This window comes from Alcanivorax sp. HI0083, assembly GCF_001635175.1.
Map to the genome: position 1 here is coordinate 1 of NZ_LWFX01001589.1, position 735 is coordinate 735.

Below are 735 nucleotides of genomic sequence, written 5' to 3' on the forward strand. Positions count from 1 at the left end.
GGCCATCCACGGCACGGCGTTGGGTGGTGGCCTTGAAGTCGCGCTGGGCTGTGACTATCGGGTGGCGCTGGACAGCGCACGCCTGGGCCTGCCGGAAGTGAAACTGGGGCTGCTCCCCGGTGCCGGTGGCACGCAGCGTTTGCCGCGCCTGGTGGGGGCGCAGAAAGCGCTGGAAATGGTTGTCGGCGGGAACCCGGTGAAAGCCAAAGAAGCCCTGTCGCTGGGGTTGGTTGATGAGATGGTCAGCGGTGATCTGTTGGAGGGGGCGCTGGCGTATACCCGTCAATTGCTGGCCGATAACGCTCCCTTGCGAAAGCTCCGTGATCTGGCCGTGCCGGATGCGCAAGACGGTTTGTTCGACCAGTTCGAGCAATCCATCGCCCGTAAACAGCGCGGTTTCAAGGCGCCATTCTCTTGCATCAAGGCGGTGAAAGCGGCGGTGGAGCTGCCGTTCGATAAAGGCGTGGAGCGCGAGCGTGAGTTGTTCTTCGAATTGCTGGTGTCCCCGGAATCGGCCGCCCAGCGCCATGTGTTTTTTGCCGAGCGTGAAGTGGCCAAGGTGCCGGGCCTGGACAAGAACACCCCCAAGCGCGAGATCAACCAGGTGGCGGTGATCGGTGCCGGCACCATGGGCGGTGGCATCGCCATGAACTTTGCCAATGCCGGGATTCCCGTGCGCCTTCTGGAGGTGAAGGAAGACGCGCTGGAGCGCGGTGTGGCGGTGATTCGCAAGAA

Annotated in this window: 1 protein-coding gene; it reads left to right on the top strand. The window is 63.1% G+C overall.

The window, feature by feature from the left end; translation table 11 throughout:
* Positions 1–735: enoyl-CoA hydratase-related protein (locus tag A3754_RS23690; protein WP_197468819.1), on the top strand; the 735-nt coding region annotated here is incomplete at both ends.